The sequence below is a fragment of the Pseudomonas subflava genome (assembly GCF_023823685.1).
In the GTDB taxonomy this organism is placed as follows: domain Bacteria; phylum Pseudomonadota; class Gammaproteobacteria; order Pseudomonadales; family Pseudomonadaceae; genus Aquipseudomonas; species Aquipseudomonas subflava.
Map to the genome: position 1 here is coordinate 244,766 of NZ_JAMXBF010000003.1, position 11,940 is coordinate 256,705.

General features: G+C 66.7%; 14 protein-coding genes. 11 read left to right on the top strand and 3 right to left on the bottom strand.

Annotated elements, in window-relative coordinates; genetic code table 11:
- The first annotated feature begins 5 nt into the window (after positions 1 to 5).
- From NF616_RS04565 to NF616_RS04605, 9 genes are all read left to right on the top strand, one after another.
- Positions 6 to 1,994: a dynamin family protein gene (locus tag NF616_RS04565; RefSeq protein ID WP_252271872.1), complete on the top strand. Its 1,989-nt coding sequence runs from the start codon at positions 6 to 8 to the stop codon at positions 1,992 to 1,994.
- A gap of 98 nt (positions 1,995 to 2,092) precedes the next feature.
- Complete coding sequence (metX, locus tag NF616_RS04570) at positions 2,093 to 3,232, top strand: homoserine O-succinyltransferase MetX (protein ID WP_252271873.1); 1,140 nt, start codon at positions 2,093 to 2,095, stop codon at positions 3,230 to 3,232.
- Positions 3,233 to 3,234: 2 nt separating this feature from the next.
- On the top strand, positions 3,235 to 3,846 hold the full coding sequence (gene metW / locus NF616_RS04575) for a methionine biosynthesis protein MetW (RefSeq protein ID WP_252271874.1): 612 nt from the start codon (positions 3,235 to 3,237) through the stop codon (positions 3,844 to 3,846).
- Positions 3,847 to 3,861: 15 nt separating this feature from the next.
- Entirely contained in the window at positions 3,862 to 4,281 is a 420-nt protein-coding gene (locus tag NF616_RS04580; protein WP_252271875.1) for a DUF4426 domain-containing protein, read from the top strand.
- A gap of 2 nt (positions 4,282 to 4,283) precedes the next feature.
- A complete protein-coding gene (rdgB, locus tag NF616_RS04585) occupies positions 4,284 to 4,877 on the top strand; it encodes an RdgB/HAM1 family non-canonical purine NTP pyrophosphatase (protein WP_252271876.1) in 594 nt (197 codons plus the stop codon).
- On the top strand, positions 4,874 to 6,034 hold the full coding sequence (hemW, locus tag NF616_RS04590) for a radical SAM family heme chaperone HemW (RefSeq protein ID WP_252271877.1): 1,161 nt from the start codon (positions 4,874 to 4,876) through the stop codon (positions 6,032 to 6,034). Before rdgB ends, hemW begins: the two co-directional genes overlap by 4 nt.
- 122 nt (positions 6,035 to 6,156) lie before the next feature.
- Positions 6,157 to 6,480 carry a DUF3392 domain-containing protein gene (locus NF616_RS04595; protein ID WP_252271878.1) on the top strand — a complete coding sequence of 108 codons (324 nt, stop codon included), beginning with the start codon at positions 6,157 to 6,159 and terminating at the stop codon, positions 6,478 to 6,480.
- Between the two features lie 32 nt (positions 6,481 to 6,512).
- Positions 6,513 to 6,767 carry a hypothetical protein gene (locus NF616_RS04600; RefSeq protein ID WP_252271879.1) on the top strand — a complete coding sequence of 85 codons (255 nt, stop codon included), beginning with the start codon at positions 6,513 to 6,515 and terminating at the stop codon, positions 6,765 to 6,767.
- A gap of 105 nt (positions 6,768 to 6,872) precedes the next feature.
- On the top strand, positions 6,873 to 7,274 hold the full coding sequence (locus NF616_RS04605) for a hypothetical protein (protein ID WP_252271880.1): 402 nt from the start codon (positions 6,873 to 6,875) through the stop codon (positions 7,272 to 7,274).
- 63 nt (positions 7,275 to 7,337) lie between these two features.
- Here the strand turns inward: NF616_RS04605 and NF616_RS04610 are convergent, their stop codons facing one another.
- The 3 genes from NF616_RS04610 to NF616_RS04620 form a co-directional block, all read right to left on the bottom strand.
- Positions 7,338 to 8,879, bottom strand: a complete 1,542-nt coding sequence (locus NF616_RS04610; protein ID WP_252271881.1) for a phosphoenolpyruvate carboxykinase — start codon at positions 8,877 to 8,879, stop codon at positions 7,338 to 7,340.
- A 156-nt stretch (positions 8,880 to 9,035) separates the two neighbouring features.
- On the bottom strand, positions 9,036 to 9,929 hold the full coding sequence (gene hslO, locus NF616_RS04615; protein ID WP_252271882.1) for an Hsp33 family molecular chaperone HslO: 894 nt from the start codon (positions 9,927 to 9,929) through the stop codon (positions 9,036 to 9,038).
- Between the two features lie 142 nt (positions 9,930 to 10,071).
- Positions 10,072 to 10,464, bottom strand: a complete 393-nt coding sequence (locus NF616_RS04620) for an RNA-binding S4 domain-containing protein (protein ID WP_252271883.1) — start codon at positions 10,462 to 10,464, stop codon at positions 10,072 to 10,074.
- Between the two features lie 99 nt (positions 10,465 to 10,563).
- Here NF616_RS04620 and rimB point away from each other — a divergent pair, with 99 nt between their 5' ends.
- Both rimB and rimK read left to right on the top strand, forming a co-directional pair.
- Positions 10,564 to 11,031: a retropepsin-like aspartic endopeptidase RimB gene (gene rimB, locus NF616_RS04625; protein WP_286674910.1), complete on the top strand. Its 468-nt coding sequence runs from the start codon at positions 10,564 to 10,566 to the stop codon at positions 11,029 to 11,031.
- Positions 11,028 to 11,933 (top strand): 30S ribosomal protein S6--L-glutamate ligase, encoded by a 906-nt coding sequence (gene rimK / locus NF616_RS04630; RefSeq protein ID WP_252271884.1) that lies wholly within the window; start codon positions 11,028 to 11,030, stop codon positions 11,931 to 11,933. The genes rimB and rimK overlap by 4 nt, the downstream gene beginning before the upstream one ends.
- Positions 11,934 to 11,940: the final 7 nt, after the last annotated feature.

The following is an 11,940-nucleotide window of genomic DNA, read 5'->3' on the forward strand; positions in this document are numbered from 1 at the left end:
TCGGAATGAGCATGGAACGTCTCAGCCAGCAGGTGGATGCCTACGTCGCCTGGAAGCGCGAGCTGATGCGCGAGATCACCCGCTACCGCAGCTGGCTGGCGCACAACCGGCTCGGCTCCGACGCCATGGACGCGCGCCTGGAACGCGCCCTGCGTCTGCTGCGTACCGACCACATCACCCTGGCCTTCGTCGGTGAGTTCTCCCGCGGCAAGACCGAGCTGATCAACGCCCTGTTCTTCTCCGAATACGGCCAGCGCATGCTGCCGTCCCAGGCCGGGCGCACCACCATGTGCCCCACCGAGCTGTTCTTCGACCCGCGCTCGGAGCGCTCCTACATCCGCCTGCTGCCCATCGAGACGCGCACCACCGACGCCAGCGTGGCGCAGTTCAAGCGCATTCCGCGGCACTGGGTGAACATCCCGCTCGACCCGAGCGACCCGAACAACATGGCCCTGGCCTTCGCCCAGGTGGCCAAGACCAAGCCGATGCCGGTGGAGCAGGCGATCCAGCTCGGCTTCCTGCCGGACATGCTCGAGCCGTCCGGCAAGCCCGGCCAGGTGCTGGTGCCGGCCTGGCGCCACGCCATCGTCAACTTCGACCACCCGCTGCTGCGCCAGGGCCTGCGCATCCTCGACACGCCCGGCCTCAACGCGCTCGGCAGCGAGCCGGAACTGACCCTGTCGATGCTGCCCAGCGCCCAGGCGATCATCTTCCTGCTGGCCGCCGACACCGGCGTGACGGCCAGCGACATGGCCATCTGGAAGGAACACATCCGCCAGCTCGACGAGGACACCCAGGCCAGCCTGTTCGCCGTGCTCAACAAGGTCGACGTGCTGTGGGACGACCTGGCCGGCGAGGAATTCGTCAACAAGGCCATCGGCCTGGTGCAGAACACCGCGGCCAAGCAGCTGGGCATCCCCGGTTCCAGCGTGCTGCCGCTGTCGGCCAAGCAGGCGCTGATCGCCAAGGTGCGCAGCGACGAGGAACTGCTCGAGCGCAGCCGCCTAGCAGACCTGGAGCGTCTGCTGTGCGAGCGCATCGTCGCGCAGAAGGAGCGCCTGCTCGAGGAGCGCGTGGTCAACCAGGTGCTGGCGCTGGTCAACAACAGCCAGCACGTGCTCAGCCTGCGCCTGGAGAAGGTGCGCGAGCAGCAGAACCTGCTCAACGGCCACCAGCACGACAACGGCCAGCTGCTGTTCGAGCTGACCGCCAAGACCAAGCAGGACCACGCCCTGCACCACAAGCGCCTGCTCGGCCTGAAGACCAACCAGCGCCTGCTCAAGCGCCAGGGCGACCTGCTGCGCGCGGCCGTGCGCCCGGAGCGCCTGGAGGAGCACCTGACCCAGGCCCGCCGCGGGCTGACCGGCAGCTGGACCACCCTGGGCATCAACCACGCCATCGTGCATTTCTTCAAGAGCGTGGAGCACGACCTCGGCAACCTGGCCCACGAGGCCGAGATGGCCAACAAGATGGTCTCCGCCATCTACCGCCGGCACAACGAGGAAAACCCGTTGCACGGCGTGGACGCACCGCAGTTCAACAGCCAGCGCTACCTGCGCGAACTGAAACAGCTGCGCACCAAGGCCGACCATTTCCGCCTCAACCTGAAGACCCTACTCACCGAGCAGCGCAGCCTCACCCGCCGCTTCTTCGCCACCCTGGTGCAGGAAGTCATCGGCCTGCACCAGCGCCTGCGCGCCGAGGCCGAACAGTGGTCCGGCGAGGCGCTGATGCCGCTGATGCAGCACACCCTCGAGCACAAGCAGATGCTCGAGACCCACATGCTGCGCCTCAAGTCCCTGGCCCAGGAGACCCAGCAGGCGCGCCAGCGCGGCCAGCAGCTGGCCGGCTACTGCACCCAGCTGGAAGGCCAGCTGACCCAGGCCAACGAAATGCTCCGCGCGCTGCGCCGGCCGGCGCCCATCCAGCGCCAGGGCAAGGTCGTCACCCTGCCCGCCGCACCGCGCCAACAGAGCGCCGCCGACCCCGCCTAAAGCCCCTGAATTCAGGGACTTGAGCACGGCCCCCGCGCTTGCTGCCGGGGGCCGTGCTCTTTAGACTGCTGCACTTTCCTGGATCGAGAGCAGGGTCGATGCCGACTGTTTTTCCCGCCGACTCCGTAGGTTTGGTCGTGCCGCAAGTGGCCCGCTTCAGCGAGCCGCTGGCGCTGGTCTGCGGCCGCAGCCTGGCCGACTACCAGCTGGTCTACGAGACCTACGGCACGCTCAACGCCTCGGCCAGCAACGCGGTGCTGATCTGCCACGCCCTCTCCGGCCATCACCACGCCGCCGGCTTCCACAGTGCCGAGGAGCGCAAGCCCGGCTGGTGGGACAGCTGCATCGGCCCCGGCAAGCCGATCGACACCAACAAGTTCTTCGTCGTCAGCCTCAACAACCTCGGCGGCTGCAACGGCTCCACCGGTCCCTCGAGCCTCAACCCGGCCAGCGGCAAGCCATACGGCGCCGACTTCCCGGTGATGACGGTGGAAGACTGGGTCAATAGCCAGGCGCGCCTGGCCGATCTGCTCGGCATCCGCCAGTGGGCCGCGGTGGTCGGCGGCAGCCTCGGCGGCATGCAGGCCCTGCAATGGACCATCGGCCATCCCGAGCGGGTGCGGCACTGTCTGTGCATCGCCTCGGCGCCCAAGCTGTCGGCGCAAAACATCGCCTTCAACGAAGTCGCCCGCCAGGCCATCCTCACCGACCCGGAATTCCATGGCGGCCACTTCCAGGAGCAGGGCGTGACCCCCAAGCGCGGCCTGATGCTGGCGCGCATGGTCGGCCACATCACTTACCTGTCCGATGACGCCATGGGCGAGAAATTCGGCCGCGAGCTGAAGACCGACAAGCTCAACTACGACTTCCACAGCGTCGAGTTCCAGGTCGAGAGCTACCTGCGCTACCAGGGCGAGGAATTCTCTGGACGCTTCGACGCCAACACCTACCTGCTGATGACCAAGGCGCTGGATTACTTCGATCCGGCCGCCGCACACGGCGGCGACCTGGCCAGGACCCTGAACGCGGCCAAGGCCGACTTCTGCCTGATGTCGTTCACCACCGACTGGCGCTTCTCGCCGGCGCGCTCGCGGGAGATCGTCGATGCCCTGCTCGCCGCCAAGAAGAACGTCTGCTACCTGGAGATCGACGCGCCGCAGGGCCACGACGCCTTCCTCATGCCGATCCCGCGCTATCTGCAGGGCTTCAGCGCCTACATGAACCGGATCGAGGTGTAAGCATGCGAGCGGATCTGGAAATCATCCAGGAGTGGATCCCGGCCGGCAGCCGCGTGCTCGACCTGGGCTGTGGCGACGGCGAACTGCTGGCCCACCTGCGCGACCACAAGCAGGTCGGCGGCTACGGCCTGGAGATCGACCCCGAGAAGATCGCCAAGTGCATCGGCCGCGGCGTCAACGTCATCGAGCAGAACCTCGACGAGGGCCTGGGCAACTTCGCCGACGACAGCTTCGATGTGGTGGTGATGACCCAGTCGCTGCAGGCCCTGAAGTACCCGGACAAGGTCCTGGCGGAGATGCTGCGGGTCGGCAAGACCTGCATCATCACCTTCCCCAACTTCGGCCACTGGCGCTGCCGCTGGTACCTGACCACCAAGGGCCGCATGCCGGTGTCGGACTTCCTGCCCTACACCTGGTACAACACGCCGAACATCCACTTCTGCACCTTCGAGGACTTCGAGCGCCTGTGCCTGGAACAGGGCGCGAAGGTGGAGGAGCGCCTGGCGGTGGACCACGAGCACCGGCACAACCTGGGCAGCCGACTCTGGCCTAACCTGTTGGGTGAGATCGGCATCTATCGCATCAGCGGGTCCGGCCTGGCCCCTGCCGTCTAATCCCGAGGATCTCTCATGCGCCGCATCGCATCGCTCATCTTCTGCCTGCTCTTCGCCCTGCCTGCGCTCGCCGAACGCAAGCAGACCTTCGGCGAGCTGGACGTGCACTACAGCACCTTCAACTCCAGCTTCCTGCAACCGGATGTGGCCGCGGCCGCCGGCCTGACCCGCAGCAAGACCGTCGGCGTGCTCAACGTCGCCGTGCTCAAGGGCGGCAAGGGCCAGCCGGCCAAGGTCGACGGCACCCTGAAGAACCTGCTCGGCCAGACCACGCCCCTGCAGTTCAGGCAGGTGCTGGAGAGCGGCGCCGTGTACTACCTGGCCGAATTCCCGCTGCGCCAGCGCGAGGTGCTGACCTTCAGCATCGACGTGCAGATCGGCGACGGCGCACCGCACACCCTCACCTTCAACCAGGAAGTGTTCCCGGACGAATGACCATGCCCTTCAAAGAACTCGTACTGGCCAGCCACAACGCCGGCAAGCTCAAGGAACTCCAGGCCATGCTCGGCGAACACGTGCGCGTGCGCTCGGTGGGCGAGTTCTCCAGCATCGAGCCGGAAGAGACCGGCCTGTCCTTCGTCGAGAACGCCATCCTCAAGGCGCGCAACGCCGCCCGCGTGTCCGGCCTGCCGGCACTGGCCGACGACTCCGGCCTGGCGGTGGACTTCCTCGGCGGCGCGCCGGGCATCTACTCGGCACGCTATGCCGACGGCCAGGGGGATGCGGCCAACAACGCCAAGCTGCTCGATGCGCTGAAGGACGTGGCGGACGCCGAGCGCGGCGCCCAGTTCGTCTGCGCCCTGGCCCTGGTGCGCCACGCCGACGACCCGCTGCCGATCATCTGCGAGGGCCTGTGGCACGGCAGCATCCTGCGCGAGGCCCGTGGCGCCGAGGGCTTCGGCTACGACCCGCTGTTCTGGGTGCCGGAGCGCGACTGCTCCAGCGCCGAACTGGCCAGCGACGAGAAGAACCGCATCAGCCATCGCGCCCGCGCCATGGCCCTGCTCAAGCAGCGCCTGGGTCTGCAATGAACACCTCGCCCGGCGGTGGCTTCCAGCTGCCGCCACTCGCGCTCTACATCCACATCCCGTGGTGCGTGCGCAAATGCCCCTACTGCGACTTCAACTCCCACGCCGCCGGCCCGAGCCTGCCGGAAGAGGAGTACGTCGACGCCCTGCTCGCCGATCTCGAAGCCGATCAGGCGCACACCCACGGCCGTGAGCTGACCTCGATCTTCTTCGGCGGCGGCACGCCCAGCCTGTTCTCGGCCAAGGCCCTCGGCCGGCTGCTGGAGGGCGTGCAGCGCCGCGTGCCATTTGCCGGCGACATCGAGATCACCCTGGAGGCCAACCCCGGCACCTTCGAGCAGGCCAAGTTCCGCGACTACCGCAGCCTGGGCATCAATCGCCTGTCGATCGGCGTGCAGAGTTTCCAGGAGGCCAAACTCAAGGCGCTGGGCCGCATTCACGACGGCAACGAGGCGATCCGCGCCGCCGATATGGCGCGCGCCGCCGGCTTCGACAACTTCAACCTCGACCTGATGCACGGCCTGCCGGAGCAGAGCATCGAGGACGCCCTGTTCGACCTGCGCACCGCCATCGCCCAGGGCCCGACGCACCTGTCCTGGTACCAGCTGACCATGGAGCCGAACACGGTGTTCTGGAGCCAGCCGCCGCAGCTGCCCGAGGATGACCTGCTGTGGGATATCCAGGAAGCCGGCCAGGCCCTGCTGGCCGCCGAGGGCTACGGGCAGTACGAGGTCTCCGCCTACGCCCAGGCCGGCAAGGCGGCGCGGCACAACCTTAATTACTGGACCTTCGGCGACTTCCTCGGCATCGGTGCCGGCGCCCACGCCAAGCTGAGCGCACCGGACGGACGGATCCTGCGCACCTGGAAGACCCGCCTGCCCAAGGACTACCTGGATACGAGCAAGACCTTCCAGGCCGGCGAGCGTGTGCTGGATGCCGAAGAGCTGCCCTTCGAGTTCCTCATGAACGTGCTGCGCCTGACCGAGGGCGCGCCGGCCGCGCTGTTCGAGCAGCGCACCGGCCTGCCGCTGACCAGCCTGGATGCGGCGCGCCGCGAGGCCGAGGCGCGCCAGTTGCTCAAGTCCGATCCCACACGGCTGGTCGCCACGCGCGAAGGCCAGCTGTTCCTCAACGACCTGCTGCAGCACTTCCTGCCCTGACCCTTGGCCGCGACGCCCTTCGCGCCATCGTCGCGGTGAAACGGAATGCCAGCCAGTCGCTCCCACAGCGGAACGGCAGACGGTAAACTCCCTGCGCCCAACCACCACGACAAGGACACCCGATGGATCTCGTACTCGACCTGATCGCCACCCTCTCGCGCTGGTGCCGCGGCAACCTGTACGACATCTCGCTGGCCATCATGGCCACCCTCTTCGTGCTGTTCGGGCCGGGCATCAACGCCTGGGTGCAGCGCTCCATCGGCGGCCTCAACTTCGTCCTGCGCACGCTGATCTTCGTGCTGGTCTGCGCCGTCGGCTACGGCCTGGCCATCGTCTTCCTCACGCCCTGGCTGGCCAAGGGGCTGGGCTACTTCAACAACTTCACCCTGTCGCCCGTCCTGCTACTAGTCTTCTTCCTGATCGGCGTTCTGGCCGACCGCAGCTAGGGTCGCCCGCGGGGCGCCCAGGGAGGAGCCCCATGAAGCCACTCAAGCATCTCTACATATATTTCCAGGATGGCCAGCGCCTGGCGCTGCGCTTTCCCAAGCAGCTCGAAGACCCGGCTGCGGTGGCGCGCGCCCTGCGCAAGCAGCTGGAGTCGCCGTTCGTCAGCATCGAGGTGGACGGCGACCTGCTGATGATCCCGCGGGAAAGCATCAAGTATCTGCAGGTCTGCCCCATGCCCGCCGCGTTGCCGGAGCTGACCATCCAGGGCGCCGAGGTGATCGACTAGGCGCTGCAGCCCGACGCGCAGCGAGACGGCTATCGCCAATCAATCTAATGCCGCAGCACCGCCGGATTAGAGTGAATTCAGGCAACCGCAGGAGACCGAACCGCCATGCAGATCAACGGGTACAGCGGTAATCTGCCGCTCTCCACTCAGGTCATCAACAAGTACGGCCCGGCCAATCCCGAACAGGTGAACAAAGCCGTGGACGCCGCATCCGACCGAGTCGACGAGCGCCAGCAAAGCCGCGAACTGAGCCAGGCCGGCAAACGCGACGCCGCCGCGCAGATCTATAGCGCCAACACTCAGCAACGGCAGATCGAGACCTACCTGGCGGTGGCCAGCGAAGGCGAAGTCGACAGCCAGCCGAGCCCGTTGGAGAACGCTGCCGAGCTGAGTGAGCTGAAGACGCGTAACGACCGGGCGCAGAACATCGCCGACATTGCCAGCCGCCCCGAGCGGCCCGAGACCGATCCGGCCAGGCCGGAGCCCTACGTCGCAACCTATGCCTGAGCCGTCCGGCGGACAGGCATGAAAAAAGCCGCCCTCGGGCGGCTTTTTCGTGGGCCTGGGCGCTTAGAGCTGCGGGCCGGCGTTGCGGATGGCGTCGGAGACGTCGAACTTCTTGAAGTTGTCGACGAACTGCTGGGCCAGGCCCTTGGCGGCTTCGTCGTAGGCGTTGCCGTCGGCCCAGGTGTTGCGCGGGTTGAGCAGGTTGGTCTCGACGCCCGGAACGGCCTTCGGCACGTCCAGGTTGATGATCGGCAGGTGCTCGGTCTCGGCGCCGACCAGAGCGCCGCTCTGGATGGCAGCGATCACGCCACGGGTGGTCGGGATGTTGAAGCGCTTGCCGACACCGTAGCCGCCGCCGGTCCAGCCGGTGTTGACCAGGTAGACCTTGGAGTTGAAGCCGCGGATACGCTTGATCAGCAGCTCGGCGTACTCACCGGCCGGACGCGGGAAGAACGGCGCGCCGAAGCAGGTGGAGAAGGTCGACTTGATGCCGCCGCCGCTGCCCATCTCGGTGGAACCGACCAGCGCGGTGTAACCGGACAGGAAGTGATAGGCAGCCTGCTCTTCGCTGAGGATCGACACGGGCGGCAGTACGCCGGTCAGGTCGCAGGTCAGGAAGATCACGGCGTTCGGCTCGCCGCCGAGGTTCTTCTCGGAGCGCTTCTCGACCAGCTCCAGCGGATAGGCCGCCCGGCTGTTCTGGGTCAGGCTGTCGTCGGCGTAGTCCGGGACGCGATTGTCGTCGAGCACCACGTTTTCCAGCACGGCGCCGAACTGGATGGCTTTCCAGATCACCGGCTCGTTCTTCTCGGACAGGTCGATGCACTTGGCGTAGCAGCCACCCTCGATGTTGAACACCACGCCCTCGCCCCAGCCGTGCTCGTCGTCACCGATCAGGTAACGGCTCGGGTCGGCGGACAGGGTGGTCTTGCCGGTGCCGGACAGGCCGAAGAACAGGGTCACGTCGCCCTCTTCACCGATGTTGGCGGCGCAGTGCATCGGCAGCACGTCGACTTCCGGCAGCAGGAAGTTCTGCACGGAGAACATGGCTTTCTTCATCTCGCCGGCGTAGCGCATGCCCGCCAGCAGCACCTTCTTCTGGGCGAAGTTGATGATCACGCAGCCGTCGGAGTTGGTGCCGTCGCGCTCGGGCACGCACTCGAAGTTGGCGACGTTGAGGATCTGCCACTCGGCCTTGGCGGCCGGGTTGTAGTTTTCCGGTTTGATGAACAGGCAACGGCCGAACAGGTTCTGCCAGGCGGTCTGGGTGGTCATCTTGACCGGCAGGTAGTGCTCGGCGGCGGAGCCGACGTGCACGTGGGAAACGAAATGGTCCTGGCCGGCATTGAACGCCTCGACACGGGCCCACAGGGCATCGAACTTGTCCGCGGGGAACGGACGGTTGATGTTGCCCCAGGCGATCTTGGACTCGGTGCTCGGCTCCTGGACGATGAAGCGATCGGCCGGCGAGCGACCGGTACGGTGACCGGTGCGAACTACCAGAGAGCCGTTGGCGGCCAGTTCACCCTCGCCGCGGCGGATGGCCTCTTCGACCAGTTGGGCGGCGCTGATGTCGGTGTAAACGGCGGTGTTGGCTTGCGTCATGTGGGTCCCCGTCGGCCGTGGCCGAGTCTTCCGAACGTTTGTGTAGTGAATGTAAAAATTCACTACAGCGATAAAAAAGTCGCGGGAGTATGCCAGAAAAGCCAGGCCCTTGGCAGCCTCCCATCCACTATGGCTGTCAATAGAGCAGGCCTATGATCAATGCCGGGTCGCGGATGGCGCCTGGCTGTCGCCGGTGGCGAACAGCTGGGCCACGTCGCTGGCATCGAAGAAATAGCGCTGGTTGCAGAACTGGCAGTCGATCTCGACCTGACCGCCACTCTCTTCAACAAGCGCCTCGGCATCAGCCTGCCCGATACTGACCAGCGCGCGCGCCGAGCGTTCGCGCGAGCAGCTGCAGCGGAACTGCAGCGGGCTCGGTTCGAACAGGCGCACCTCTTCCTGATGGTAGAGACGGTGCAGCACGGTCTGGTTGTCCAGCCCCAGCAGCTCTTCGGCGCTCAGGGTGTCGGCCAGGGTCACCAAGTGATTCCAGCTCTCCTGGCGATCTTCCGGCTCGGTCTGGTGGTGCGGCGGCAGCTGTTGCAGCAGCAGACCGCGGGCGCGTTGGCCGTCGGCACGCAGCCAGAAGCGCGTCGGCAGCTGCTCGGAAGTGGCGAAGTAGGCGGTCAGGCTGTCGGCCAGGGTCTCGCCCTCCAGCTCGACGATGCCCTGGTAGCGCTGGCCCTTGGCGGGGTCGATGGTCAGCGCCAGGACGCCATCGGGCATCAGCTCGCGCAGGCCGGCGCCGGCATCGACCGCCTCGGCATCGTAGCGGGCAATGCCGCGCACTTCGCGCTCGCTGGAGCACTCGATCATCACCAGCGGCACCGGGCCGGAGGAGCGGATCTGCAGCACCAGCAGCCCCTCGAACTTCAGAGTACCGACCAGCAGCGCGGCGGCGGCGAGCGTCTCGCCGAGCAGCTGGGCCACCGGCTGCGGATAGGGATGCTTGGCCAGTACGTGCTGGTAGCTCTCGGCGAGGCTGACCATCTCGCCGCGGACGTCGTTGTCGTCGAAGAGAAAACGCTGGGAGTGATCGAAATCGTGCATGGAGATCGCCTGACGAAGAGGGATGACGGGCCGCCGACGCCGGGAAAAGGGCGCCGCGTTGCTGGCCGGGGGATGAGTCGAATTCTAGAGGCTGCCGCGCCCCCGGCGCAAACCACGCCCGCCGGTAGGCGACCGGCCGGCCTCAGTCGCCGCCGCGCAGGCCGAGCAGCTGCCGGCGCTGCTTCTTGTTCGGCCGGCCGTCGGTCTGCACGCCCAGGGCGCCGGCCTTGCGCTGCGCGGCGGCTTCCTCGCGCCGGGAGATGCTGTCGGGCGTCTCTTCATACAGCAGCTGCGCCTCCGGCGCGCCGCGGCGCACGGTAGAGAGCGCCCGCACCACCACGGTCCGTTCGTCGAAGCCCGCGCGGATCACGAATTCGTCGCCCACCTTCGGCTCCTTGCCGGGTTTGCAGCGCTCGCCGCGGCAATGCACCTTGCCGCCCTCGATGGCCTCCTTGGCCAGCGCCCGGGTCTTGTAGAAGCGCGCGGCCCATAGCCATTTGTCCAGGCGTACCTTGTCGTCGTCTTTCTCGCTCATCGCCGTTCCAGGAAGTAGGTGAATCACCCTGTGAATCTTGCCTGATGCAGTTGTCACATGGCGCATCTAGAATGCCTCCATCGCCTGTGGAAGCCCGTATTGAAGACTTTCGACCAACTCTCCGTGATCGGCCTGCGCGAATGGATCAACCTGCCGGAGCTCGGCATGATCGGCCTGCGCGCGAAGATCGACACCGGCGCCAGCACCTCGACCCTGCACGCCAGCGACATCGTCCCGTTCGAGCGCGACGGTGAACGCTGGGTGCGCTTCACCGCCCACTTCGGCACCCTGGTGCAGCGCCGCCACCCATGCGAGGCCAAGGTGGTGACGGTGAAGACCATCAAGAGCTCCAACGGCCAGGCCCAGACCCGCTACGTGATCAGCACCCTGCTCACCCTGGGTGATCGCAGCTGGCCGGTGGACTTCACCCTGGCCTGCCGCAAGACCATGCGCTACCGCGTGCTGCTCGGCGCCCACGCCCTGGTCGACGGCCAGCTGGTGGTCAACCCGGCGCTCACCTACGTGCAAGACAAACCGCAGCTCCCCAGCCCTCTCGGTGCCCCATGAAGATCGCCATCCTGTCGCGCAATCCGCGCCTGTATTCGACCCGTCGCCTGGTGGAGGCCGGCGAGCAGCGCGGCCACGAGATGGTGGTGATCGACACCCTGCGCGCCTACATGAACATCGCCAGTCACAAGCCGCAGATCCACTACCGCGGCAGGCCGCTGGAGGGCTTCGACGCGGTGATCCCGCGCATCGGCGCCTCCGTGACCTTCTACGGCTGCGCCGTGCTGCGCCAGTTCGAAATGCAGGGCGTGGCGCCGCTCAACGAGTCGGTAGCGATCAGCCGCTCGCGGGACAAACTGCGCTCGCTGCAGCTGCTGTCGCGCAAGGGCATCGGCCTGCCGGTCACCGGCTTCGCCCACTCGCCTGACGACATCCCCGACCTGATCCGCATGGTCAACGGCGCGCCGCTGGTGATCAAGGTGCTGGAAGGCACCCAAGGCATCGGCGTGGTGCTGTGCGAAACCGAAAAGGCTGCGGAGTCGGTGATCGAGGCCTTCATGGGCCTGAAGCAGAACATCATGGTGCAGGAATACATCAAGGAGGCCGGCGGCGCCGACATCCGCTGCTTCGTGGTCGGCGACAAGGTCATCGCGGCGATGAAGCGCCAGGCCAAGCCCGGCGAGTTCCGCTCCAACCTGCACCGCGGCGGCCAGGCCAGCCTGATCAAGATCACCCCGGAAGAACGCATGACCGCCATCCGCGCGGCCAAGGTCATGGGCCTGTCGGTGGCCGGCGTCGACATCCTGCGCTCCAATCACGGCCCGCTGGTGATGGAGGTGAACTCCTCGCCCGGCCTGGAAGGCATCGAGACCACCACCGGCAAGGACGTGGCCGGCATCATCGTGCAGTACCTGGAGAAGAACGCCATCCCCGGCCAGACCCGCACCAAGGGCAGGGGCTGAGGCGCCG